Genomic DNA, 23,160 nt, shown 5'->3' with positions numbered 1-23,160 from the left:
CCTGCCGCCCGGAGTGCCGACCAGGCCTTCCCCCGCGATGCGGAGGGTGATCTTTCGGTTACGGAACCGGAGCGTTGCGACCGTGCTCACAGCCGGGTGAAGCACCACGCACCGAGGGCCAGGGCCGCCGCGGCGACCACTCCGGCGACGGTCGCGGAGACGGCTCGATGCGCGCCGAGCGCGACGGGCTCGCGGTGCCGGACCCGGACCACCGTCCACCCCAGCAGTGCCGCTCCGAACAGGGCGAACACCGCGCCGGTGAAGATCGCCGGCTCGCTCTCCATATACGTTCCCCCTCGTCCCGGATGCCCCGGTTGGGGAGGCTGACACGTCCGCGCGACGGCCCGGCCAACCCCCGGTGAACACCGGGCGGCCGCGCCGCGAGCGGGAGAACGGAAGGAGGGGGGATCACGAGGGAGCGGGGCTCCGAAATTTTTTTCCGGGCCGCGTTCGGGACGGCTGCGTGCCCGCGGCGTCCGGGCGGGGAAGAAGTCGACGCGATCTCACCGCCCGGCACCCGGCGCGGACCCCCGGCTCCGGGCGCCGACCCTGCACCCCTGGGCGCGGACCGGCGCGCGTTGCGCGCTCCCTCTCACTCCGGGGCGCCGACCCGGCACCGGCCCGGCACTCCGGGGCACCGCCCACACGCGGGTCACGGCCGCACTCGACGGGTCCCATTCGGCCAATCTCATGTGGCCCGTCTCAGTCGGCCGGTCGGCCGGTCCCGTTCGGTCGCTCTGGTGTGGCCCGTCCCAGTCGGCCGGTCCCGCCCGGCCGATCTCATACGACCGATCTCATACGACCGGTCTCATACGGCCGGATCGAGGAACCCCTGCTCCACCAGCAGCCGGATCTGGGCGGGGGTGCGGTCGCGCAGCAGCACCGGGTCCTCGCCCATCAGCTGGGCGATCGCGTCCAGGATGCGCCCGGCGCTGAGCGAGCCGTCGCAGACCCCGGCGAAGCCCGCGCCGACCGTGTCCACCGTGGTGGCCCGGCGCATCCCGCGGTGCTGGCGCAGCACCACGTGTTCCGGGTCCTCGGCTCCGGGCAGACCGACCTGCTCCTGGACGATCTCGGAGACGAGCCGGAAGTGCCCTTCGAGCAGCGCCGCGTCGTCGTGGTCCCGCAGATAGTCCAGACGCGCGAAGTGCGCCCGGATCGTCTCCCCCAGCGGCTGCTCGACCGGGTGCGGCCACTCCTCGACGGTGATCGAGGGCACGGCGGCGCCCGTCCTGCGCAGGGTGATCCAACCGAAGCCGACGGCCCTCACCTTGCGCGCCTCGAACTCGTCGAGCCAGGCGTCGTAGCGCGCCTGGTACTCCGCCGGGTCGCCGCGGTGGTCCCCCGCGTCCCGGAGCCACAGCTCGGCGTACTGCGTCACGTCCTGCACCTCGCGCTGCACGATCCAGGCGTCGCAGCCGCGGGGCACCCATGACCTGAGCCGGTCCTGCCAGTCCTCCCCCTCCACGTGCTGCCAGTTGGCGAGGAACTGCGCGAACCCGCCCTCCGTCAGCCGCTCCCCCGACTCCTGAACGAGCGTGCGGCACAGATCGTCCCCGCTCATCCCGCCGTCGCGGTAGGTGAGCCGGGCGCCCGGCGAGATGACGAAGGGCGGGTTCGAGACGATCAGGTCGTACGTCTCGTCGGCGCGGATCGGTTCGAACAGCGAGCCCTGGCGCAGATCCGCGGCCGGGGCGCCGGACAGGGCGAGGGTGAGCCCGGTGATGTGCAGCGCGCGCGGGTTGACGTCGGTCGCCGTCACGCGCGTGGCGTGCTGGGCGGCGTGCAGCGCCTGGATCCCGGAGCCGGTGCCGAGGTCGAGCGCGGAACCGACGGGCGTACGGACCGTGATGCCGGCCAGGGTCGTGGAGGCGCCGCCGACTCCCAGGACGACGCCCTCGTCCCGGCTGCCGATGCCTCCGGCGCCGCCGACCGCGCAGCCCAGGTCGGAGACGATGAACCAGTCCTCGCCGTCGAGCCCGCCGTAGGGCCGGATGTCCACGGTCGCGGCGACCTCGTCCGCGCCGACCCGCACCAGCCAGCCGCTCTCCAGGCACTCCTGGACGGGCAGGACGTCGGCCACGCGCGCGGGCGGCACGGGCTGCTGGAGCAGGAACAGCCGGACGAGCGTCTCCAGCGGCGTGTCCCCGCGGGTGGCCCGGAGGGCGGGCACGGTCTCGCTGCGCGCCAGGGCCGCGTAGGCGGGGGCGCCGAGGAGTTCGAGCAGTCCGTCGGCGGTGAAGGAGGCGGCGAGCAGGGCGTCCCGGAGGCGGGCGGCGACGTCCGGTCGGTCGGCGGCGGGCAGGGCGGGCAGGCTGGAGTCACTCACGCACCCCATTGTGTCGGCTCGCACCGACATCGCACGTGCGCGTACGGAACAGGGCGCACCACACGCGCGTGGTGCGCCCTGTTCCGGCCGACCGGACCGCGATCCGGCCGGCCACCGGATCGGCAGTCACCGGATACGGGACCGGAGCGGGTCGGCCCCGCATCACCGGAGCCCGGTCAGCCTGTGTCGGCGGAGCCGGGTCAGCCCTGCGTCGCCGGGGCCGACGCGGGTGCGGAGGCGGACTTGCAGCTCGGCTGCCGGGCCATCGCCCTGCCGACGTCGCCCTCCTCGAGGTTCTTCAGCGCGTCGTTGCCGGTCCTGCTCAGCTTGTCGAGCTGGGTGGCGACGTCCTTGAGGCCGTCCGCGAACTTGCCCTGGTCCTTGGTGTCGAGCCCGTCCACCTTCTTCTTCAGCGAGGCGTACGACGTCGCGAGGCCGTTGAGCTCCTTGACCGCGTCCTGCTGCTTCTTCTTGCCGTTGTCGACGTTGGGCGCGCCCGCTCTGTCGACGGCGCTGCCGATCGCCTTGTAGGCGTCGGACATGTCCTGGAAGGCCTGCGCGTCCGTCTTCTGCACCGCGGACGGTGTGCTGTTGTCCGAGGTCTGCTTCTGGATCGCGGCGTTGGCGGCCTCGATCTTCTTCGCCTGCGGCTGCACCGCGTTGCACACCTGCTTGGCCCAGGTGTCGAGCGCGTCGTTCTTGTCGTCGGCGCTGCTGCTGGAGCAGCCGGACAGTGCCAGTACCAGTACCGCACCGCCGGACAGCGCGGCCCCAAGCTTCTTGTTCACCGGATTGGTCCCTTCCATGGCTCTCGGCCCCGGAACATACACGGCGTACGGGTCACGACCGCAGGTCGGATGTCCTTTACATCACTCCTTGTAGCCATTTGCACCATGCGAGAGAAGGCTCACGGGCGGGAACGCACACAGACACGAAGCGGGTGGGCGGCGCGCAGATGCGCGTCGCCCACCCGCCTCCTGAGCTGGGCCTCGTGTGAGTGCCCGCCTACGAGACCACCGCGGGATCGGCCGGTTTCGACACCCGTTCCGCATTGTTTTCGTCACCCACGGCGATTCCGCGCCGCTTGGAGACGTAGACCGCGCAGACGATGACGAGCAAGGCGAGGACCGCGATCGTGATCCGTACGCCGATGCTCTTGTCCGCGCCGTAGCTGAACTTGATCACCGCGGGCGCGATGAGCAGCGACACCAGATTCATCACCTTCAGCAGCGGGTTGATCGCGGGACCCGCGGTGTCCTTGAAGGGATCGCCGACGGTGTCGCCGATCACGGTGGCGGCGTGGGCCTCGCTGCCCTTGCCGCCGTGGTGGCCGTCCTCGACGAGCTTCTTGGCGTTGTCCCAGGCGCCGCCGGAGTTGGCGAGGAACACGGCCATGAGCGTGCCCGCGCCGATCGCACCCGCGAGGTAGGCGCCGAGCGCGCCGACTCCGAGCGTGAACCCGATGAAGATCGGCGCCATGACGGCGAGCAGTCCGGGTGTGGCCAGCTCGCGCAGGGCGTCCTTGGTGCAGATGTCGACGACCTTGCCGTACTCCGGCTTCTCGCTGAAGTCCATGATTCCGGGCTTCTCGCGGAACTGCCGCCGCACCTCGAACACCACCGCACCCGCCGACCGCGACACCGCGTTGATCGCCAGCCCCGAGAAGAGGAAGACGACCGCCGCACCGGCGATGAGGCCGACGAGGTTGTTGGGCTGGGAGATGTCCATCATCAGGCTCAGCGGGGCGCCCGGGCCGGAGAGCTGCTGGCCCACCTCGCGCGCGCCGGTCGTGATCGCGTCTCGGTACGACCCGAACAGCGCCGACGCCGCCAGTACGGCGGTGGCGATGGCGATGCCCTTGGTGATGGCCTTGGTGGTGTTGCCGACCGCGTCCAGGTTGGTGAGCACCTGCGCTCCGGCGCCCTCGACGTCACCGGACATCTCGGCGATGCCCTGCGCGTTGTCGGAGACCGGACCGAAGGTGTCCATGGCGACGATCACGCCGACCGTGGTGAGCAGGCCGGTGCCAGCCAGCGCCACCGCGAACAGCGCCAGCATGATCGACGTACCGCCGAGCAGGAACGCCCCGTACACGCCGAGGCCGATCAGCAGGGCGGTGTAGACCGCCGACTCCAGACCGACCGAGATACCGGCGAGGACGACGGTGGCCGGCCCGGTGAGGGAGGTCTTGCCGATGTCCCTGACCGGGCGCCGGGTGGTCTCGGTGAAGTAGCCGGTCAGCTGCTGGATCACCGCGGCGAGCAGGATGCCGATCGCCACCGCGACCACGGCCAGGATGCGCGGGTCGCCGTGCTTGACCGAGATCGCCGTGTCGGTGACGCCTTCGAGGTCGGCGTACGACGACGGCAGATAGACGAACACGGCGGCCGCGACCAGGGCTAGCGAGATCACCGCGGAAATGAAGAAGCCCCGGTTGATCGCGCTCATCCCGCTGCGGTCGGCCCGGCGCGGGGCGACCGCGAAGATGCCGATCATCGCGGTGATCACACCGATCGCCGGCACGAGCAGCGGGAAGGCGAGTCCGGCGTTGCCGAAGGCCGCCTTGCCGAGGATCAGCGCGGCGACGAGGGTGACGGCGTACGACTCGAAGAGGTCGGCCGCCATACCGGCGCAGTCGCCGACGTTGTCGCCCACATTGTCGGCGATGGTCGCGGCATTGCGCGGATCGTCCTCCGGAATGCCCTGCTCGACCTTGCCGACCAGGTCGGCGCCGACGTCGGCGGCCTTGGTGAAGATGCCGCCTCCGACACGCATGAACATGGCGATCAGGGCCGCGCCGAGGCCGAAACCTTCCAGCACCTTCGGCGCGTCGGCCGCGTACACGAGCACCACACAGGAGGCGCCCAGCAGGCCGAGCCCCACCGTGAACATGCCGACGACGCCGCCCGTGCGGAAAGCGATCTTCATGGCTTTGTGCGAGACGGCGGTGAGATCCTTTTCCGGCTCTCCCGCCGCCGGGGTCGCTTCTCTGGCGGCCGCGGCGACGCGCACATTGCTGCGCACGGCGAGCCACATGCCGATATAACCGGTGGCCGCCGAGAACGCCGCTCCGATCAGGAAGAACACCGATCGTCCGGCGCGCTGATTCCAGTCGTCCGCGGGCAGCAGCATGAGCAGGAAGAACACGACGACGGCGAAAACGCCGAGCGTGCGCAGCTGCCGGCCCAGATAGGCGTTGGCGCCTTCCTGGACCGCCTCCGCGATCTTCTTCATGCTGTCCGTGCCCTCGCCCGCCGCGAGCACCTGGCGCACCAGGATTCCCGCGACCACGAGCGCGGCCAGCGCGACGGCCCCGATGACCGCCACGATGATCCGGTTGTCATCGGTGAGTACTGCGGCTGCGAAGGTTGTGGGGTGGCCCAACTGATGAGGGGTAGAAAGCCCCGCCATTCGTCCTCCTTGACGCTTGGGCTGAGCTCAAGATGTGGACGGATTGTAGGTACCGGAACCTGATCAAAACAGAGCCCGGTAAATGGAATCAGCCTTCACATGCTCCTCAGCAAATGATCGCCGGGCGTCCACGGGGCCCGAAAGTAGTAATGCCTCAAAAGCATTGACGCTTGATCCATTATCGGGCTATTGATCGTGAATGAATTCACGATATCGCTGCATCCCTACTGTAAGCCCGGGCGACGACATGCCGACACGCCGAAGGGCCCTACCGGAGTAGGGCCCTTCGGGACAGACGCTGTGTGCGGCCGGCTCAGGAAAACACCGCGGCCGGTGGTGTGGACGGCCAGGTCATCTTGATGGACCCGCCGTGCTCCCCGGCCGTGACCTCCACGTCGTCGACAAGGCCGCTGATGACCGCGAGGCCCATCTCGTCCTCCTCGGCCTCGGCCTCCTCCGGAGCGCCGGTGGCGCCCCCGGCGACGTGAGGTGCGTGCGGGGCCTCGTCGCCGACCTCGATGGAGAACTGTTTCTCCTCCTCGATCAGCATCACCTTGACCGGTGCCGAGATCCCGCCGTTCTGATGCAGCCCGACGGCACGGGTGCAGGCCTCGCCGACGGCGAGCCTGACCTCGTCGAGGACGGCCTCGTCCACTCCTGCCCTGCGCGCCACCGCTGCCGCCACCAACCGGGCGGTCCGGACGTGCTCGGGCAGCGCGCTGAAGCGGAGTTCGACGATGGCCATACGTCCCCCTCGGAGCTACGGGCGTGCTGTCGGGGGGCCGGGCCGCCGAAAAGCCCAGTCCCTCGCTGGTACTTCGTCGCCCCGGGCACCGGCCCGGGGCCGGTCGTCAGTCGGTGGCCGCCACCGCTTCCTCGACCGAGGTGTGAATCGGGAACACCTTGGTGAGGCCGGTGATACGGAAGATCTTCAGAATGCGCTCCTGGTTGCAGACCAGGCGCAGCGAGCCCTCATGGGCACGCACTCGCTTCAGGCCGCCGACCAGTACGCCGAGCCCGGTGGAGTCGAGGAAGTCCACGCCCTCCATGTCGACGACGAGGTGGAAATTCCCGTCGTTCACCAGCTCGACCAACTGCTCGCGCAGCTTGGGCGCGGTATATACGTCGATTTCGCCACCGACCTCGACGACCGTACGATCGCCGACGGTACGGGTCGACAGGGACAGGTCCACGGATCCTCCAGCACCTTGCTATCGAGCGGTCGCCCCTTGGGCACCTCGGCTTGAAGCCCCCAGGACGGTTCGCCAGCCGCGATGGCATTCAATCACTTACCGGCAGGCGTGCACGACGCCTTGGCTCCATTGTCCGTCACGCCGGTGACACACTCGGTGCCGATGGCCGAGAATCACCGATCCGATCGATCCCCGACGAACACCGCGTCCCGCCTGGCGCCGGACGCGGTCCTGCACCGGCTCGCCTCGGGGCCGAGCCGGGCTGCGCGCATCACTCATACGGAGCACTTGCCCCCGCGGGCGGGTCGCCATGCCGTTTGGCCTGACCGTATTCGTTCGGAGGTCGTCGCCGCGGTGCAGGCGTGCGGCATCGAGCATCCCTGGGCCCATCAGGCGCGCGCCGCCGAGCACGCCCTCGACGGCGACTCGGTCGTCGTCGCCACGGGCACGGCGTCCGGCAAGTCCCTGGCGTACGTCGTGCCCGTGCTGTCCACCCTGCTGGACGGCTCCGAGGCCGCGAACGGGCGTGGCGCGACCGCCCTCTACCTGGCTCCCACCAAGGCCCTGGCCGCCGACCAGTGCCGCGCGGTCCGGGAACTCGCGCGGCCGCTGGGCAAGGCCGTACGCCCGGCGGTGTACGACGGCGACACCCCGCCCGAGGAGCGCGAGTGGATCCGCCAGTACGGCAACTACGTCCTCACCAACCCCGACATGCTGCACCGCGGGATCCTGCCCTCCCACCCGCGCTGGTCCTCCTTCCTGCGTGCCCTGAAGTACGTCGTCATCGACGAGTGCCACACCTACCGGGGCGTCTTCGGCTCCCACGTCGCCCAGGTGCTGCGCCGTCTGCGCCGCCTGTGCGCGCGCTACGGCGCCTCGCCGGTCTTCCTGCTGGCCTCGGCGACCGCCGCCGAACCCTCGGTGGCCGCCCGCCGGCTGACCGGCGTACCGGTGGTCGAGGTCGCCGACGACGCCTCACCCCGCGGCGAACTCGTGTTCGCCCTCTGGGAGCCCCCGCTCACCGAACTCCAGGGCGAGAAGGGCGCACCCGTCCGACGCACCGCCACCGCGGAGACCGCCGACCTGCTCACCGACCTGACCCTCCAGGGCGTCCGCTCGGTCGCCTTCGTACGCTCCCGGCGCGGCGCCGAACTGATCTCGGTGATCGCCCAGGAACGGCTCGCTGAGATCGACCGGTCGCTGGCCCGGCGTGTCGCGGCGTACCGCGGCGGCTACCTCCCCGAGGAACGCCGCGCCCTGGAACGCGCCCTGCACTCCGGCGAACTCCTCGGACTCGCGGCGACGACCGCCCTGGAGCTGGGCGTCGACGTGTCCGGCCTGGACGCGGTGGTGATCGCCGGCTACCCGGGGACCCGCGCGTCCCTGTGGCAGCAGGCCGGCCGGGCGGGCCGCGCCGGACAGGGAGCCCTGGCGGTGCTGGTCGCTCGCGACGACCCGCTGGACACCTTCCTCGTCCACCACCCCGAGGCCCTGTTCGACCAACCGGTCGAATCCACCGTCCTCGACCCGGACAACCCGTACGTCCTCGCCCCCCACCTGTGCGCGGCCGCCGCCGAGCTGCCGCTCACCGACGAGGACGTCGAGCTGTTCGGCCCCGCCTGCGCGGAGCTGCTGCCGCAGCTGGAGGCCGCGAAGCTGCTGCGCCGCCGGGCCAGGGCCTGGCACTGGACCCGCCGGGAGCGGGCCGCCGACCTGACCGACATCCGCGGCGAGGGCGGACGCCCGGTGCAGATCGTCGAGGCGGGCACCGGACGGCTGCTCGGCACGGTGGACGCGGGCGCCGCCCACACGGCGGTCCACGAGGGCGCGGTACATCTGCACCAGGGCCGCACCTATCTGGTGCGCTCCCTCGACCTGGAGGACTCGGTCGCCCTGGTCGAGGAGGCGAACCCGCCCTACACGACGGTCGCCCGCGACACCACGTCCATCTCCGTCCTGGAGACGGACGTCGAGGTCCCGTGGGGCGACGGCCGCCTGTGCTACGGCTCCGTCGAGGTCACCAACCAGGTGGTCTCCTTCCTGCGCCGCCGGGTCATCACCGGTGAAGTGCTGGGCGAGACGAAACTCGATCTCCCTCCTCGTACGCTGCGCACGCGCGCGGTGTGGTGGACGGTCACCGAGGACCAGCTCGACGAGGCCCGGATCAACCCGGAGATCCTCGGCGGCGCCCTGCACGCCGCCGAGCACGCGTCGATCGGCATGCTGCCCCTGTTCGCGACCTGCGACCGCTGGGACATCGGCGGCGTCTCCGTCCCGCTGCACCCGGACACGCTCCTGCCGACGGTCTTCGTCTACGACGGCCACCCGGGCGGCGCGGGCTTCGCGGAGCGCGCCTTCCACACCGCCCGCGCCTGGCTCACCGCCACCCTCGAAGCCATCGCCTCCTGCGAGTGCGAGGCGGGCTGTCCCTCCTGCATCCAGTCCCCCAAGTGCGGCAACGGCAACGAACCACTGCACAAGAGGGGCGCGGTACGCCTGCTGACGGTGCTGCTCAAGGGGGCGCCCGACGCGGCGGAGGGGGAACGGGGCCCGGAGGTGGAGGGGGAGGCCTAGCACCCTCGGGTGCGGAGAGCCGGAACCGGCTCCCCGCAGGAGGCGTTCCCGCTTCCTGCGGAACGGGGCCCGCCGGTCCCGCCCGTGCTCTCACCTCCGCGGTGAACGGTCCCCGCTCCGAGACCGCGGTCACGTCCGAGGTGTCGCCGACGATCGCGCACCGGACCAGCCGGGTGCCCTGGGCGCCTGCCACCTGCTCGGCCCGGGCACAGGCGGCCGCGGTGCCCTCCGCCCAGTGGTCGGCGGCGGCCAGCGCCGCGAGGTCGGCCGCCCCCGCGGCACGATGCCGGGTCACCACGGCCTGCCCCAGGGCCAGTGCGACGCCGAACACCGCACAGAGCACGGCGATCGCCCCGACGCTCCAGACGGTGGCCGAGCCACGATCCGAGTTCGGGTCCGAGCCACGGTCCGTGAGTGGGTTCGAGAGGCGTCTCGAGAGGCGTTTCCAGAGGTCGCTCCTCATGGAGCGGTACCCGCTCGAACGACGCATCACGACGTGGCTCCTCTCGTCGCTCGCGCCCCCTGCGCCGGCTCCGCTCCCACGGTCTCCTCGGACTCCGCCACTGCCTCCTCCCTCAGGCGGAACGGCAGCACGCCCATCCCGGGCGGATCCGCCACGACCACCACACGGACCTCTCCTCCCTTCCGGGCCACCGAGACGCTCGCGCCGTGCGGCGCCACCTCGCGGGCCACCTCGGTGACCGCGCCGTCCGGGTCCTGGCGGGCGGCGGCGCGGGCGCCCGCCCGAGCCGCGTCCACGCACTGGATCTGCGCGAGCACCACCAGCAGCCCCCACACCAGCGCCGTCACGACCAGCACCAGCACGGGCAGCGCCATGGCCGCCTCCGCCGTCACGAACCCCCGGTCGCGGTCCCTTTCACATCCGCGCACTGAGGGCCCGCTTCACGATGGCCTGCAGTTCCGACTTGACCTGCCCGCTCGTGACCACCTCGTACAGCAGGACGGCGAACGCCACCGCCGCGATGATCCCCATCGCGTACTCGGACGTGACCATCCCGGCATCCACGCGCACCAGGGCACGCGCCCGCACCACCAGGGCACGCATCCGCGCCCGTACCTTCCCGTCCATCTCAACCCCCGTGAGGTCTCGCACTGTTGCTTGTTCGTCGTTCGAAAACCGCTCCTGTGCGGTGCCGTTCGGCTCCCGCTCCTCACTCGGTCAGCCACCACCTCCTCGCAGCACCCCGCCCGCGAGACCGATCACCACGGGCAGCACCCCGACCGAGACGAAGGCGGGCAGGAAGCACAGCCCCACCGGCGCGGTGACCAGGACGGCGGCCCGGCGGGCCCGGGCCGTGGCGGCGCGCCCCCGGTCGGCGCGGGTGTCGGCCGCCAGCCGTGCGGCCGGTGCCGCCGCGGGGAGGCCGGACTCGCCGGCCCGCTCCAGCAGGCGGGCCAGGGCCGCGGCGCCCGGTATCGCGGCGAGCCCGCGCCACGCGCCGGCCGGTTCCCCGCCGAGCCGGACCTCGGCAGCTCCTCGCGCCAGCGCTGCCCCGACGGGGCCCGCCAGTGCCTCGCCCACCGCCTGGGCGGCGACCACCGGGCCGGCACCGGCCGCGATACAGGCCGCCAGCAGGTCTGCGGCCAGGGGGAGTTGGCGCGCCGCCTCGAACGCATCGAACGCCTCAGGATCGGCGTCCCCAGGACCCGCCGGCGCCCGTCGCCGATGCCACTGCCGGAGCCCGACCGCGGCCACCACCCCGACCACGACACCGGGGAGCCCGCCGACGAGCACCCACCCGGCGCCCACGACGCCCACCGCGGGCAGCAGCCATCCCGGCACGGCGTCCCGGCCCCGCCACCACCGTCCGGCACGTAGGCCCTGCGGCGCCGCTCCCGCCTCCGGCTCCGCCTCCAGCAGTGAGGCCAGGCGTCGCCGCACCCTCCGTCCGCGGCGGACCGCCTCCGGCCACCGGACCAGCTGCCACAGGAGCAGCGCCACCCCGACGGCCGCCCCCAGCCTGTGGACGGCTTCCACATTCGTGTTCATGCCGCCTCCGCCCGGCGCACGATGCGCAGCGCCCACCACAGCCCCACGGCCTCGAAGGCCCCGCCCACGACCAGACAGCCCAGGCCCGCTCCGGTGTGCAGCAGCACCCGCAGGGGGTCGGCCCCCATGGCCGTACCGAGAAGGAGACCCAGGGCCGGCAGGCCGGCCAGCATGAGCGCCGTCGCCCGGGCTCCCGCCAACTGCGCTCGCAGGTCGGCCCGTTGGTCCCGCTCCGCCCGTAGCGCCTCCTCGAGCCGGCCCAGACCGGCCGCCAGGCCCGCGCCCCGGTCCACCGCCACCCGCCAGCAGGCCGCCAGACCCCGCAGCCCCTCGGCGCCCGGCTGCCGTGCGGCCACGGCGAGCGCGCCCGGCACGTCACCGCCGAACCGCGCCGCCGCCAGCACCGCCGCCTGGCCCTCCCCGAGCCCGCCCGAGTCCCGGGCGGCGCACAACAGCGCCTCGCTCGGCTGCCGTCCGGCCCGCACCTCCCCGGCGAGCGTCCCGCACAGCGCGATCACCGCGTCCGCCCGTCGCTCCCGTGCCCGGTGGGCGGCCCGGGCGAGCCGGGTCCGGCGCAGCAGCGGAACCCCGGCCGCCCCCGCGGCGACCGGCAGCACCGAGGCGCCCATGACCGCCAGCACCAGCCCGGCGGCCAGCGCCCACCACTCACCCCGTAACCGGCCGCGGATCCGTCGGAGTTCGCCGAGGACCCGGTCCCAGGACGGCGGACCCGTGGCCACCGCCCCGCCACCGGACAGCAGCAGCCGCGCCCGTCGTGCCCCGGAGTGCCGCCCAACCGTCAGCCACAAGGCGGCCCCGGCGCACGCCGTCGCCGCGCCCAGACACACCTGGCCCAAGGGCGTCCCACCCATGCCGCTCACCACTCCCTCTCCGGGTGGAGCAGTTGTCGCAGCCGCTCCCACCCCCGTTCCTCCACGAAGGACTCCGCGCCCCAGCGCAGCGCCGGAACTGTGCGGACCAGCCCCGACACATCCCGCTCCAGCACCCGCACCTCGGCGATCCGCCGCCGCCCGGAGCGGTCGCGGGCGAGGTGCAGCACCACGGCCAGCGCGGCCGCCAACTGGCTGTGCAAGGCGGCCCGGTCCAGCCCGGCCGCCGTACCCAGCGCCTCCAGGCGGGCCGGGACGTCCGCGGCCGCGTTGGCGTGCACCGTGCCGCAGCCGCCTTCGTGGCCGGTGTTCAGCGCGGCCAGCAGGTGAACGACCTCGGCCCCGCGCACCTCGCCCACGACCAGCCGGTCCGGCCGCATCCGCAGCGCCTGCCGCACCAGGTCCTCGAGCGTGACGAGGCCCGCTCCCTCCTGGTTGGCGGGTCTGCTCTCCAGCCGGACCACGTGCGGATGGTCGGGCCGCAGCTCCGCCGAGTCCTCGGCGAGCACGATCCGCTCGCCCGGTCCGACCAGACCCAGCAGGGCGCTCAGCAACGTGGTCTTCCCGCTGCCCGTCCCCCCGCTGATGAGGAAGGACAGGCGCGCCTCCACCAGGGCCCGCAGCACCCTGTCCCCGCCCGGCGGCACCGTGCCGGCAGTCACCAGTTCGTCGAGCGTGAACGCGCGCGGCCGGACGACGCGCAGCGACAGGCAGGTGCAGCCGACGGCGACCGGGGGCAGCACCGCGTGCAGGCGTGTGCCGTCGGGCAGGCGGGCGTCGACCCACGGACGGGCGTCGTCCAGCCGCCGTCCCGCCACGGCGGCCAGGCGCTGCGCCAGGCGTCGTACGGCCGGGGCGTCGGGGAAGGCGACTGCGGCCCGCTCCAGGCCGCCACCGCGGTCCACCCACACCCGGTCCGGGGCCGACACCAGGACGTCGGTCACGGTCGGGTCGGCGAGCAGCGGCTCCAGCGGACCGCTTCCGATGAGCTCGGAGCGCAGCTGCTCGGCCGCCCCGAGCACCTCCGCGTCCCCGAGTACCCGCCCCTGCTCCCGCAGCGCCTGCGCCACCCGCGCGGGCGTCGGCTCGGCCCCGCTCTCGGCGAGCCACTGCCGTACGCCGTCCAGCAACTCCGCGGAGGACCCCGGGCCGGCGCCCCACCCCGTGGCGCCTCTCCCGGGCCCCCTCATGGCCCACCCGCTCACAGGCGCCGCGCTTACAGCGACACCGCTCATGGCCGCCCCGCTCCCAGCCGTACGGCTCATGGCCATCCCCTTCTCGGCCGACCCGCTTACGGCCGACCCGCTCACGGCCGCCGCGTTCATCGCCGCCCTGCTCACGCCCGGCGCGTTCTCCGCCGACTTGCCCGCGGCCGACGCACTCGCGGCCGACGCAAACGCAGCCGTCGTATCCATGGCCGACGTAGGCGTGGACACCCGTCTCATGGCCGCCTCCCGCGTCAGCCCTCGCTCAGTCACCACCCTCATGGCTCCTCCCGCATGCGCCGCCGCTCGGTCGTCGCCCTCATACCGCCTCCCACACCCGCCACCGCCCGGCCACCGCCCTCATGCCGCCTCCCACGCCCGCCGTCGCCCGCTCGCCGTCCTCATGCGGCACCCGCTTCGATCAGGGCCCGCTCCCAGAAAGCCGTGCAGAAGCGGGCCAGGGGTCCGCGCGCGGTCGCGCCCGGTGGTGTCCTGCGCTCTCCGGGCCGCAGCAGCGCGGACTCCACCGGGACCTCGCCGGCCAGCGGCAGCCCGAGCAGCCGGGCCACCTCACGGTCGTCCAGCCCCGGTGCGTAAGGGCCCCGGACTGCCACGCGCACGTCCCGCAGGACCATGCCGACCGCGGAGGCCACCCGCGCGGCGGCCGCCACGGCACGCAGTTCGGCGGGGACCACGAGCAGGCCCACATCGAGCTGGGCAAGGGCCTCGGCGACGCCTTCGTCGACGCGGCGGGGCAGGTCGACCACCACGGCGCCGCCGCGCCGCCGGGCGGCGGCCAGCACCGCCCGGACGGCCTGGGGCGGGATGGCGACGCAGTCGCCGCGGTCCCAGCTGAGCACGCGCAGCGCGTGCAGTTCGGGCAGTGACTCCTCCAGGGCGCCGCCGCCGACCCTGCCGCGCGAGGCGGCGAACGCCGGCCAGCGCAGCCCCTCGGCCGTCTCCCCTCCCAGGAGCACGTCGAGACCGCCGCCCAGCGGATCGGCGTCCACGAGCAGGGTGCGCAGGCCCTCCCGTGCGGAGGTGACGGCGAGCGCGCAGGCCAGCGTGGACGCCCCGGCTCCGCCGCGGCCGCCGACGACGCCGACGGTGAGCGCGGGCCGGCCGACTCCCTCGGCGACGTCGGCGATGCGGTCGACGAGCCACTGCTCGCCGTCGGGCAGCACCAGCACGTGGTCGGCGCCGATCTCGACGGCGCGCCGCCAGACCCCGGAGTCGTCCTGGTCGCGGCCGACCAGCACCACTCCGCTTCTGCGGGCAGCCCCGCGCACCCGCCGCGCGGCGTCGTCTCCGACCAGCACCAGCGGCGCGGCCTCCCAGACGCCCCCGCGCGCGGGCACCCCGTGGTGGACCTCGGGCGTGGCGCCCGCCGCCGCGCACAGGCGCAGCAGGTCGTCCAGGAGCTCGGCGTCCTCAGTGACGATCAGCGGTCTGCCCTGCCGCCCTCCGGCGGCGGACGGCGGATCGTGTGTGACGGTTCCGGTCACCGGTTCTTCCCCCTTCGCTGCGTCTGTCGCACGGCCCCCGTGGCCCCGCGAATCCCCACCATGTGAAGAACCGGCAACCGGCCTTCATATGGACGGCCGATACGAACCGGCCAAACGCGCCCGACTAACCGGAACCGGCCATGAACTCGCCGCGAGCGGTACGCGCCGGAATCACGATGCAGCGATCCGGGAAATCATGTGGATCTTGGTCGATAACTGTGGACAACTCGGCTGTTGTGAATATTGCCGTCACCCAAACCGGTGAGGCGCGCGCCGGTTCCCGCACGACTTCCGCAGCGCATCGCACCGACTACGCACAGTCACGGATCGCCGATGTGTTGACGCGGGCCCGGCGTCCCGGCACGGGCCGTACGGCGACCGTGCGGAGAAGGCGGGAAAGGGAAGAAAAGTGCCCGGACATGCGACGACCCCCGCCGGGGGGGAGAGCGGGGGTCGTCTCCACGGCCGACTCGGGGGGGAGGAGTCGGACCGGGTTAGCACGGTCGCGAACGATCCGTGACTTCCATGGTGTACCCGAGAGCCCTCTCAGGCAAACCCACGCGCCCACCTTACGCCGAATGGGCTGCCCCTATGCTCAGGGTCGTGGAAAACCACTCCTTGCCTCGCGCAGCGGCCTTCTTCGATCTGGACAAGACGGTCATTGCCAAGTCGAGCGCGCTCACGTTCAGCAAGTCGTTCTACCAAGGCGGCCTGATCAACCGCAGGGCCGTCTTGCGCACCGCCTATGCCCAGTTCGTCTTCCTCGCCGGCGGCGCCGACCACGACCAGATGGAGCGGATGCGCGCGTACCTGTCCGCGCTGTGCCGCGGCTGGAACGTGCAGCAGGTCAAGGACCTCGTCGCCGAGACGCTGCACGAGCTGATCGACCCGATCATCTACGACGAGGCCGCGTCCCTCGTCGAGAAGCACCACACCGCCGGACGTGACGTCGTCATCGTGTCCACGTCGGGTGCCGAGGTGGTCGAGCCGATCGGCGAACTGCTCGGCGCGGACCGGGTGGTGGCCACCCGGATGGTGGTGGGCGAGGACGGCTGCTTCACCGGCGAGGTGGAGTACTACGCGTACGGCCCGACGAAGGCGGAGGCGATCCGGGAACTGGCCGAGTCGGAGGGCTACGACCTCTCCCGCTGCTACGCCTACAGCGACTCGGTGACCGACCTGCCGATGCTGGAGGCGGTCGGCCATCCGCACGCGGTCAACCCGGACCGCGCGCTGCGCCGGGAGGCACTCGCACGCGAGTGGGCGATTCTGGACTTCAACCGACCTGTCCGGCTCAAGCAGCGGGTGCCCACGTTCTCCGTACCCCCGCGTCCGGCCCTGGTCGCGGCGGCCGCGATAGGGGCGGCGGCGGCCACCGCGGGGCTCGTCTGGTACGCGAGCCGGCGGCGGGCCTTGCCGGCCTGACGACCTGACGGGCCGACATGTGCGCCGGGGCCGCCCCTGTTCGGTGCCCCGGCGCCCGTTTCCGGCGCTTTTGCGGTCGAAAGTAAAGAAGTGCAGGTAGGGGTTCCGCTTACTCCCCGCCTGCAGTACAAAGGACACAACGGCCCGCGAGACCGAAGGACATCCGCGAGGATCACCTTTTCAACGCATTTGGCCCCACGGACCGAGCATGGCCACGGAGCACCCACGCGACGTCGACCCGTCGATTACGGGCCAGCCGCACCAGGTGACGGGCAAAGATCCCGACCTGATGGGCGATATATCGAGGACGCTTGGTAACTCGGTGGACATGCCAGCGGCGGTACGAGTCCTCGTACCGCCGCAACCCTTGTCAGGGCCTCGTACCGCCACAACCCTTGTCAGGCCGCCCCGCGCTGCAGCGCCTCGCACACCGCCGTCGACTCGCGCGCTCCCAGCCCGACCGACCTGCCGCAGTGGGCGATCCAGGCGGCCATGCCCTCCGGAGTGCCGGAGACGTAGCCGTCGAGGGCCGCCAGGTAGGCCGCGCGGCCCTGCTCGGCGTGGCCCACCTCGGCCGGACAGACCGACTTGGGGTCCAGACCGCTGCCGATCAGGACGATGCGCTCGGCCGCCCGCGCGACCAGGCCGTTGTGGGAGACGAAGGGGCGCAGCGCGAGGATCTCGCCGTGCACGACGGCCGCCGTGACCAGCGCGGGAGCGGAGCCACCCGCGATGATCAGCTCCGACAGCCCCTCCAGACGGCCGGAGACCTCGGCCGCGCTCGGCAGCGGCAGCTCGATCAGCGGCTCGTCGACGCCTTCGCCCTCCTGGCGCGGCCGCCCGACCGTGCCGTCGTCGCTCGCGGCGGCCACCAGGTGGAGCCGGGCCAGCACGCGGAGCGGGGACTGCCGCCAGATGGACAGCAGTTGGCCCGCCTCCGCCGTGAGCCGCAGCGCCGCACCCATCACACGGGCCTCGCCGTCGCCACTGAAGTCGGTGCGTCGGCGCACCTCCTCCAGGGCCCAGTCGGCACCGGACAGCGCCGCGGAGCCCCGGGCGCCGCGGAGCGCCGCCTCGGAGGTGATCTCATTGCTCCGGCGCCGCATGATCCGGTGTCCGTAGACCCGGTCCACGGCCTTGCGCACGGACTCCACGGACTCGGCCACGCCGGGCAGCGAGCCCAGGGCCGCAAGAGGATCCTCCCGGCCCGAGCCCGTGCGAGAGCTTGGGGGCGGATCGGCGTTCGCGCCTGTCGTACTCATGAGTACGACCCTACGCACCCCGGCGCCCCACCCCACGAAGGAGTGGTCTTCTTCACGCACACCTGCCACTCAAAGTGACCGGCGACTACGCTTCGTGAACATGAAAATTGCTTTCGTCGGGAAGGGCGGCAGCGGCAAGACCACGCTGTCCTCCTTGTTCATCCGCCATCTGGCAGCCGCCGGCGCGCCCGTCGTCGCGGTCGACGCCGACATCAACCAGCACCTCGGGGCCGCACTCGGTCTGGAGGAGGCCGAGTCGGCCGCGCTGCCCGCGATGGGCGACCGGCTGCCGCTGATCAAGGACTACCTGCGCGGCACCAACCCGCGCATCGCCTCCGCCGACACGATGATCAAGACCACGCCGCCCGGCGAGGGGTCGCGGCTGCTCCGCGTGCGCGAGGACAACCCCCTCTACGACGCCTGTGCTCGGCCGGTGGAACTCGACGGCGGGGCCGTCCGTTTGATGGTCACGGGCCCCTTCACGGACGCCGACCTGGGGGTCGCCTGCTACCACTCCAAGACCGGAGCGGTGGAGCTGTTCCTGAATCACCTGGTGGACAGCCGCGACGAGTACGTCGTGGTCGACATGACGGCGGGTTCGGACAGCTTCGCCTCCGGCATGTTCACCCGCTTCGACATCACGTTCCTCGTCGCGGAGCCGACCCGGAAGGGGGTCTCCGTCTACCGCCAGTACAAGGAGTACGCCCGCGACTTCGGCGTCGTCCTGCAGGTCGTCGGCAACAAGGTGCAGGGCCGGGACGACCTCGACTTCCTCCGATCCGAGGTCGGTGACGACCTGCTGGTGACCGTCGGGCACTCGAACTGGGTGCGCGCCATGGAGAAGGGCCGGCCGCCCCGGTTCCCCTTCCTGGAGGACACCAACCGCCGGGCCCTGCGCACGCTCCAGGTCGCCGCGGACGCCACCTACGAGCTGCGCGACTGGGAGCGCTACACCCGCCAGATGGCGCACTTCCACCTGAAGAACGCCCACTCGTGGGGCAACGAGCGCACCGGGACCGACCTGGCCGCGCAGATCGACCCCGGATTCGTCCTCGGCGAAGGCGTCACCGCCCCCGCGTGACGGGCTACGGCCTCGGCGCCCCGGGCACGCCCCTGGGTGCCGGGGCGGGGTGGCCGGACAGGAAGGACGCCCAGCCCTGCTGCGGGGCCTCGCCGACCCCCAGGCCGCGCAGTTTGGCGAGGGTCTGCGGGTCCTGGGCGTCCAGCCAGTCGGCCAGTTGCCGGAAGGAGACACAGCGCACGTCGGGCTTGTTGCACACCTGCTCCACCACCTCGTCGATGGCGCGCATGTAGGTGCCACCGTTCCAGGACTCGAAGTGGTTGCCGATGACGAGGGGCGCGCGGTTGCCGTCGTAGGCCCGGTAGAAGCCCTTGAGCAGGCCGTCGCGCATCTGGTCGCCCCAGTAGTCGAACTTGTCCGGGTCGCCCTGCGTCAGGGTGCCGGACTGGTTGACCATGAAGTTGTAGTCCATGGTGAGCTGCTCGTAGGTGTGGCCGGGGAAGGGCACGAGCTGCATCGACAGGTCCCACAGACCGTACTTCTTCCTCGGCCACACCTGGTTGTTGACGCCGCTGGTGTCGTAGCGGAAGCCCAGGTCCCGGGCCGCCTTCATGAAGTTCTTCTGGCCCTCGAGGCAAGGGGTGCGGGCGCCGACGAGTTCCTTGTCGTAGTCGAACGGCAGCGGCGCGGCGTCCCGCAGGCCGGTGTTGGTCTTCCAGGTCTTCACGAACTCCTTCGCCTGGGCGATCTCGCTCTTCCACTCCTCGACCGACCACTGGCCGACGCCACCGTTCTCACCGCAGAAGTGGCCGTTGAAGTGGGTGCCGATCTCGTTGCCCTCCAGCCACGCCAGGCGGAGTTGCTTGACGGTGTCGGTGATGCCCTTCTCGTCGTTGAAGCCGATCTCCGAGCTGCCGGGCTCGTGCTGCGGGGGGCGGTACAGATCCCGCCTGTCCTTCGGGAGCAGGTACACCCCGCTGAGGAAGTACGTCATCGTCGCGTTGTTGGCCTTGGCCACCTTGCGGAAGTGGGAGAACAGCTTCTGGCGGTCCTCCCCCGCGCCGTCCCAGGAGAAAACGACGAACTGCGGTGGCTTCCGACCGGGTTCGAGCCGCTCCGGTCTGGGCAGGTGCGGCTGGGCACCGGTGTACGCGGTGGAGCCGTCGCCGATGAGACGGACGACGCTTCCGGGCGCGGGCGCACCCAGCGGGCCGTGCGCCCCCTGTCCGGAGACATCGGTGTCGCCCGCACAACCCGCGAGCGAAGAGGCACAGGCCGCGGCGACCACGGCGCCCGCGGCGATCCTCTGGGTGGCGGCCATGTTCCGCCCACCTTCTTCCTTCTCTCGTCCAACGCCGAGACGGCGTGTGCTGGTCCTGTGCCGGACGCGCCGGACGCGCCGGCAGCGCCGTCAAGGTCGCACGAGGGCGAGGAGGAATTAGTACGACAAGCCGATAAAAAGACCGCTTCACTCATCGGAGTGAAGTGGTGCACCATTTGCACCGAATGTTCATGCATGACCTTTACGTTGAATTACGATTGCTTTACCGATCGTTGATTCAGTTGCTCCAGTTGATCCATCCCGCCGCTGCACGCCGTGACCCACGGCCGCGACCCGACCCCCGCCCCGTGCGGGGACCACCAGTTCCGCGACCGCGCCGCCCGGAGGAGACGGGAACATGTCAGCCTGCGCCCCCACCCACGCCGCCGACCCTGCTCGGCCCCAGCGCACCCACCAACCCCACAGCCCGCCACCGCGCCCGCGCCGCTTCCGCATCGCGGGCGCCGACATCTCCGCCTCGATCGCGGTCTTCCTGATCGCCCTGCCCCTGTCCCTCGGCATCGCCCTCGCCACCGGCGCCCCGCTCCAGGCCGGCCTCGTCGCCGCGGCCGTGGGCGGCCTCGTCACCGGACGCCTGGGCGGCTCCCCCCTCCAGGTCAGCGGCCCCGCGGCCGGACTCACGGTCGTCACCGCCGACCTGATCCACCACTACGGATGGCGCGCGACCTGCGGGATCACCGTGCTCGCCGGCCTCGCCCAACTCGGCCTGGGCTGCCTGCGGGTGGCCCGCGGCGCGCTCGCCGTCAGCCCCGCCGTCGTGCACGGAATGCTCGCCGGCATCGGCGTGACCATCGCCGTCGCGCAGCTGCACATCGTCCTCGGCGGCAGCCCCCAGAGCTCCGTGATCGACAACCTCCGTGCGCTGCCCGCCCAGTTGGCCGGACTGCAACCGGCCGCGGTGTCGGTGAGCGTGCTGACGCTGACCCTCCTGCTGCTCTGGCCGAGACTTCCCGGGCGGGCCGGTGACCTCCTGCGCAAGGTGCCGGCCGCACTCGTCGCGGTCGCCGGGGCCACGGCGGCCGCCTCCCTCGCCGGGCTCAGCCTGGCCCGGGTGGACCTGCCCTCGTGGAGCAGTCACGCCCTGGCCGGCCTGCCCGAGGGGCCGGTGGCCGGCGTCGTCGCCGCCGTGCTCGCCACCACGCTGGTGTGCAGCGTGCAGTCGCTGCTCGGTGCCGTGGCCGTGGACAAGCTGGCCGCCGGCCGCCCCGCGCCCACCGTCCGGGTCCCGCGGTCAGACCTGGACCGGGAGCTGCTCGGACAGGGCGCGGCCAACGTCGTCTCCGGCGCGCTCGGCGGGCTTCCGGTCGCCGGGGTGGCGGTGCGCAGTTCGGCCAATGTGCGCGCGGGCGCCGTCAGCCGGAACTCCACGATGCTGCACGGCGTTCTCGTAGTGGTCGCCGCGCTGCTGATGGTCCCGATCCTGGAGCTCATCCCGCTCGCCTCGCTCGCCGCCCTGGTGATGGCCGTCGGCATCCAGATGGTGTCCCTGCACCACATCCGCACGGTGACCCGCCACCGGGAGGTGCTGGTGTACGCCGTCACCACCCTCGGCGTGGTGGCCTTCGGTGTTCTGGAGGGCGTGGTCCTCGGGGTCGCCGTGGCCGTCGCCGTCGCCCTGCACCGCCTCACCCGCACCCGTATCACGCACGACGAGAAGGAGGGAGTCCATCGCGTCCACGTACGAGGGCAGTTGACGTTCCTCGCGGTGCCGCGGCTCAGCCGCGCCCTGCACCTCGTACCCCATGGGGCCGACGCGGTCGTCGAACTGGACGGCTCGTTCATGGACCACGCGGCGTACGAGTCACTGCAGGACTGGCAGCGGACGCACACCGCGCAGGGCGGCTCCGTGGACATCACCGGACGCCGGGCCGGAATCGGCCTCGCCGAGCCCGCCGACACCACCGGATGCCGTTGCCGGCCCTGGACGCCCTGGCGCAACCACCAGTGCCGGGAGACACCCCGGGCATCGGCGGCGGACACCCGCGCGCAGACCGGCCACCGGGCCGTCGGGCCCGCTCCGAGCAGACAGCAACTGGCGCGTGGCATCAGCGCGTTCCACACCAACACCGCACCGCTCGTGCGGGGGGAGCTGGCGCGGCTGGCGCGGGAGGGGCAGCAGCCGTCCCATCTGTTCCTCACCTGCGCCGACTCGCGGCTGGTCACCTCGATGATCACCTCCAGTGGTCCGGGCGACCTCTTCGTCGTGCGCAACGTGGGCAATCTCGTCCCACCGCCCGGCGAGGACGGCGGGGACGATTCGGTGGCCGCCGCCATCGAGTACGCGGTGGACGTGCTCGGGGTCCGTTCCATCACGGTGTGCGGGCACTCCGGGTGCGGTGCGATGCAGGCCCTGCTCAACTCCGCTCCCGGCCCGGCGATGGAGCCCCGTGACACACAGGCACAGGGCAATCGCGCACGAGAGGCCGGGGTGCACGGCGCCCCCGCGCGGGACGCCGGCCCCCCGGCCCCTGACGCACGGGAGTCCGGGACGCCCCTGGAGCGGTGGCTGCGGCACGGGCTGCCCAGCCTGGAGCGCATGGCCGACGCCGGACTCGCCCGGCCGCGGCTGTCGGGGCGGGGGCCCGCCGACGCGGTGGAGGAGCTGTGCCTGACGAACGTCGTGCAGCAGTTGGAGCACCTGCGCCACCACGACTCGGTGGGCCGGGCCCTGCGGGAGGGCGCCCTGGAGCTGCACGGCATGTACTTCCACGTGGGTGAGGCCCAGGCCTACCTGCTGGCGGGGGAGGCGGGGGACGAGGTGTTCACCGGCGTGGAGGCGCCCGAGGACCTGCCCAGTCCGGCGTGAGCCGTCACCCGGCGGCGGGCGCCCGCGCGCGAGGCCCGGCGAAGGCCGCCGGAGCGCGGCGCGGGCCCGCCGTGGGTGACCCGCCCGTCGAGCGCCGCGCCGAACTGGATCATTGTGGATCGTGCTGAACTTGTGCGGCCTCCGATCCGTGGGAACGGATGAAACCGGCCGTCCAGGACGACGCGC

19 protein-coding genes are annotated in these 23,160 nt (G+C 72.3%); 4 read left to right on the top strand and 15 right to left on the bottom strand.

What is annotated here, in order from left to right:
* Positions 1–86 precede the first annotated feature (86 nt).
* The 6 genes from ACF1A5_RS10070 to bldG all read right to left on the bottom strand — a co-directional run bounded on the left by ACF1A5_RS10070 (position 87) and on the right by bldG (position 6,933).
* Positions 87–284: a hypothetical protein gene (locus tag ACF1A5_RS10070; RefSeq protein WP_392192354.1), complete on the bottom strand. Its 198-nt coding sequence runs from the start codon at positions 282–284 to the stop codon at positions 87–89.
* A 524-nt stretch (positions 285–808) separates the two neighbouring features.
* Positions 809–2,329 carry a methyltransferase gene (locus ACF1A5_RS10065; protein WP_392192353.1) on the bottom strand — a complete coding sequence of 507 codons (1,521 nt, stop codon included), beginning with the start codon at positions 2,327–2,329 and terminating at the stop codon, positions 809–811.
* Positions 2,330–2,529: 200 nt separating this feature from the next.
* The gene (locus tag ACF1A5_RS10060) at positions 2,530–3,135 is read right to left on the bottom strand and encodes a small secreted protein (protein WP_392192352.1); all 606 of its coding nucleotides are present in this window, start codon (positions 3,133–3,135) and stop codon (positions 2,530–2,532) included.
* A gap of 199 nt (positions 3,136–3,334) precedes the next feature.
* Positions 3,335–5,740 (bottom strand): sodium-translocating pyrophosphatase, encoded by a 2,406-nt coding sequence (locus ACF1A5_RS10055; RefSeq protein WP_392192351.1) that lies wholly within the window; start codon positions 5,738–5,740, stop codon positions 3,335–3,337.
* 313 nt (positions 5,741–6,053) lie between these two features.
* The gene (locus ACF1A5_RS10050; protein WP_392192350.1) at positions 6,054–6,485 is read right to left on the bottom strand and encodes an ATP-binding protein; all 432 of its coding nucleotides are present in this window, start codon (positions 6,483–6,485) and stop codon (positions 6,054–6,056) included.
* A 106-nt stretch (positions 6,486–6,591) separates the two neighbouring features.
* Positions 6,592–6,933, bottom strand: a complete 342-nt coding sequence (bldG, locus tag ACF1A5_RS10045) for an anti-sigma factor antagonist BldG (RefSeq protein ID WP_010986038.1) — start codon at positions 6,931–6,933, stop codon at positions 6,592–6,594.
* A gap of 81 nt (positions 6,934–7,014) precedes the next feature.
* Between bldG and ACF1A5_RS10040 the strand changes: the two genes are divergently transcribed.
* Positions 7,015–9,507: a DEAD/DEAH box helicase gene (locus ACF1A5_RS10040; protein WP_392192349.1), complete on the top strand. Its 2,493-nt coding sequence runs from the start codon at positions 7,015–7,017 to the stop codon at positions 9,505–9,507.
* Here the strand turns inward: ACF1A5_RS10040 and ACF1A5_RS10035 are convergent.
* The 7 genes from ACF1A5_RS10035 to ssd all read right to left on the bottom strand — a co-directional run bounded on the left by ACF1A5_RS10035 (position 9,446) and on the right by ssd (position 15,118).
* Positions 9,446–9,970, bottom strand: coding sequence for an Rv3654c family TadE-like protein (locus ACF1A5_RS10035; RefSeq protein ID WP_392192348.1), 525 nt, complete (start codon positions 9,968–9,970; stop codon positions 9,446–9,448). The genes ACF1A5_RS10040 and ACF1A5_RS10035 overlap by 62 nt on opposite strands.
* Positions 9,971–9,996: 26 nt before the next feature.
* On the bottom strand, positions 9,997–10,398 hold the full coding sequence (locus ACF1A5_RS10030; protein ID WP_392192347.1) for a TadE family type IV pilus minor pilin: 402 nt from the start codon (positions 10,396–10,398) through the stop codon (positions 9,997–9,999).
* Positions 10,385–10,597: a DUF4244 domain-containing protein gene (locus ACF1A5_RS10025; protein ID WP_392192346.1), complete on the bottom strand. Its 213-nt coding sequence runs from the start codon at positions 10,595–10,597 to the stop codon at positions 10,385–10,387. The genes ACF1A5_RS10030 and ACF1A5_RS10025 overlap by 14 nt, the downstream gene beginning before the upstream one ends.
* A gap of 90 nt (positions 10,598–10,687) precedes the next feature.
* Complete coding sequence (locus ACF1A5_RS10020; RefSeq protein WP_392192345.1) at positions 10,688–11,518, bottom strand: type II secretion system F family protein; 831 nt, start codon at positions 11,516–11,518, stop codon at positions 10,688–10,690.
* A complete protein-coding gene (locus ACF1A5_RS10015; protein ID WP_392192344.1) occupies positions 11,515–12,390 on the bottom strand; it encodes a type II secretion system F family protein in 876 nt (291 codons plus the stop codon). Before ACF1A5_RS10015 ends, ACF1A5_RS10020 begins: the two co-directional genes overlap by 4 nt.
* A 5-nt stretch (positions 12,391–12,395) precedes the next feature.
* Positions 12,396–13,598, bottom strand: a complete 1,203-nt coding sequence (locus tag ACF1A5_RS10010; RefSeq protein WP_392192343.1) for a TadA family conjugal transfer-associated ATPase — start codon at positions 13,596–13,598, stop codon at positions 12,396–12,398.
* 416 nt (positions 13,599–14,014) lie between these two features.
* Entirely contained in the window at positions 14,015–15,118 is a 1,104-nt protein-coding gene (gene ssd, locus ACF1A5_RS10005) for a septum site-determining protein Ssd (RefSeq protein ID WP_392192342.1), read from the bottom strand.
* Between the two features lie 591 nt (positions 15,119–15,709).
* Here ssd and ACF1A5_RS10000 point away from each other — a divergent pair.
* On the top strand, positions 15,710–16,543 hold the full coding sequence (locus tag ACF1A5_RS10000) for an HAD family hydrolase (RefSeq protein ID WP_392192341.1): 834 nt from the start codon (positions 15,710–15,712) through the stop codon (positions 16,541–16,543).
* A 398-nt stretch (positions 16,544–16,941) separates the two neighbouring features.
* Here the strand turns inward: ACF1A5_RS10000 and ACF1A5_RS09995 are convergent, their stop codons facing one another.
* Positions 16,942–17,805, bottom strand: coding sequence for an oxidoreductase (locus ACF1A5_RS09995; protein ID WP_392192340.1), 864 nt, complete (start codon positions 17,803–17,805; stop codon positions 16,942–16,944).
* Positions 17,806–17,905: 100 nt separating this feature from the next.
* Between ACF1A5_RS09995 and ACF1A5_RS09990 the strand changes: the two genes are divergently transcribed.
* Positions 17,906–18,886: an ATP-binding protein gene (locus ACF1A5_RS09990; RefSeq protein WP_392192339.1), complete on the top strand. Its 981-nt coding sequence runs from the start codon at positions 17,906–17,908 to the stop codon at positions 18,884–18,886.
* Positions 18,887–18,890: 4 nt separating this feature from the next.
* Here the strand turns inward: ACF1A5_RS09990 and ACF1A5_RS09985 are convergent, their stop codons facing one another.
* Positions 18,891–20,147: a hypothetical protein gene (locus ACF1A5_RS09985; protein ID WP_392192338.1), complete on the bottom strand. Its 1,257-nt coding sequence runs from the start codon at positions 20,145–20,147 to the stop codon at positions 18,891–18,893.
* Positions 20,148–20,505: 358 nt separating this feature from the next.
* Here ACF1A5_RS09985 and ACF1A5_RS09980 point away from each other — a divergent pair, with 358 nt between their 5' ends.
* Positions 20,506–22,974, top strand: coding sequence for a SulP family inorganic anion transporter (locus ACF1A5_RS09980; RefSeq protein ID WP_392192337.1), 2,469 nt, complete (start codon positions 20,506–20,508; stop codon positions 22,972–22,974).
* Positions 22,975–23,160: the final 186 nt, after the last annotated feature.

Origin of the sequence: Streptomyces sp. NPDC014864, from assembly GCF_043081525.1 — a bacterium.
Taxonomy (GTDB): Bacteria; Actinomycetota; Actinomycetes; order Streptomycetales; family Streptomycetaceae; genus Streptomyces.
Note: the sequence above shows the minus strand (reverse complement) of the source record. Positions and strands in the feature narration are given on the sequence as shown.

Bases quoted from the DNA above. Each gene is read 5' to 3' on its own strand.
- ACF1A5_RS10070 (WP_392192354.1), bottom strand. From the start codon at position 284: ATGGAGAGCGAGCCGGCGATCTTCACCGGCGCGGTGTTCGCCCTGTTC.
- ACF1A5_RS10060 (WP_392192352.1), bottom strand. From the start codon at position 3,135: ATGGAAGGGACCAATCCGGTGAACAAGAAGCTTGGGGCCGCGCTGTCC.
- ACF1A5_RS10055 (WP_392192351.1), bottom strand. From the start codon at position 5,740: ATGGCGGGGCTTTCTACCCCTCATCAGTTGGGCCACCCCACAACCTTC.
- ACF1A5_RS10050 (WP_392192350.1), bottom strand. From the start codon at position 6,485: ATGGCCATCGTCGAACTCCGCTTCAGCGCGCTGCCCGAGCACGTCCGG.
- ACF1A5_RS10040 (WP_392192349.1), top strand. From the start codon at position 7,015: ATGGCATTCAATCACTTACCGGCAGGCGTGCACGACGCCTTGGCTCCA.
- ACF1A5_RS10035 (WP_392192348.1), bottom strand. From the start codon at position 9,970: ATGAGGAGCGACCTCTGGAAACGCCTCTCGAGACGCCTCTCGAACCCA.
- ACF1A5_RS10025 (WP_392192346.1), bottom strand. From the start codon at position 10,597: ATGGACGGGAAGGTACGGGCGCGGATGCGTGCCCTGGTGGTGCGGGCG.
- ACF1A5_RS10020 (WP_392192345.1), bottom strand. From the start codon at position 11,518: ATGAACACGAATGTGGAAGCCGTCCACAGGCTGGGGGCGGCCGTCGGG.
- ACF1A5_RS10015 (WP_392192344.1), bottom strand. From the start codon at position 12,390: ATGGGTGGGACGCCCTTGGGCCAGGTGTGTCTGGGCGCGGCGACGGCG.
- ACF1A5_RS10010 (WP_392192343.1), bottom strand. From the start codon at position 13,598: ATGAGGGGGCCCGGGAGAGGCGCCACGGGGTGGGGCGCCGGCCCGGGG.
- ACF1A5_RS10000 (WP_392192341.1), top strand. From the start codon at position 15,710: ATGCTCAGGGTCGTGGAAAACCACTCCTTGCCTCGCGCAGCGGCCTTC.
- ACF1A5_RS09995 (WP_392192340.1), bottom strand. From the start codon at position 17,805: ATGAGTACGACAGGCGCGAACGCCGATCCGCCCCCAAGCTCTCGCACG.
- ACF1A5_RS09990 (WP_392192339.1), top strand. From the start codon at position 17,906: ATGAAAATTGCTTTCGTCGGGAAGGGCGGCAGCGGCAAGACCACGCTG.
- ACF1A5_RS09985 (WP_392192338.1), bottom strand. From the start codon at position 20,147: ATGGCCGCCACCCAGAGGATCGCCGCGGGCGCCGTGGTCGCCGCGGCC.
- ACF1A5_RS09980 (WP_392192337.1), top strand. From the start codon at position 20,506: ATGTCAGCCTGCGCCCCCACCCACGCCGCCGACCCTGCTCGGCCCCAG.